This window comes from uncultured Lacinutrix sp., assembly GCF_947500325.1.
Lineage (GTDB): Bacteria > Bacteroidota > Bacteroidia > Flavobacteriales > Flavobacteriaceae > Lacinutrix.
The window spans coordinates 1-590 of record NZ_CANMRQ010000085.1 but is presented as its reverse complement, the minus strand read 5'-3'; the positions used below and the strand labels follow the sequence as shown (position 1 = coordinate 590).

The 590-nt window shown below is 33.6% G+C and carries 1 protein-coding gene; it reads left to right on the top strand.

Annotation, left to right across the window (positions count from 1 at the left end; all coding sequences use genetic code 11):
* Positions 1-128 precede the first annotated feature (128 nt).
* Positions 129-431, top strand: coding sequence for a hypothetical protein (locus Q0997_RS20280; protein WP_299892548.1), 303 nt, complete (start codon positions 129-131; stop codon positions 429-431).
* Positions 432-590: the final 159 nt, after the last annotated feature.

Genomic DNA, 590 nt, shown 5'->3' with positions numbered 1-590 from the left:
AATGCTTATTTTAGTGCCAAACGAAAGGTCTGTGCTTTTTTGCTAGCTGCTGATTTTCCTGCGGAAAATCCTCGCACACATAACCGCACATTCCATACATCGAACGTTGTGAGTAATTAAATAAAAAAATGGGATATATAATATGTGAAATTCACGGAGGAAATGTCGCTGGTTTAATATCTGAATATCACGTTGAGAAGATTAATAAAATGGAGGAATCCATTGATTCAGAGATTCTGAATATCGAAGTACTGGACAAAAAGGGCCTTTTTAACGGATACTATATCGTGGATCCGACTTTGGTAAACGAAATAGGAATTAAAGAGTCAAAAATTAACGTGGAATCGGAATTTAAAAAATATGAAATGATGTTTGATAAACTGTCCCCTATTTGCCCGAAATGCCTAAATAATTATTTAAAAAAAGAATAAAACTACTCACAACAATGTATATAAAATCATAGCCACCTATCGGCAGGCTACGCTTCATATACTAAACGTTAGCTGTAACCTAGGTACGTTAAACAAACATCCTTTACAAAGTTAAAGAAACATAGTTTACACTTTTTGAGGTGTAATTTGAGATCAAAA

Coding starts and splice junctions, on each gene's coding strand:
- Q0997_RS20280 (WP_299892548.1), top strand. CDS start 129: ATGGGATATATAATATGTGAAATTCACGGAGGAAATGTCGCTGGTTTA.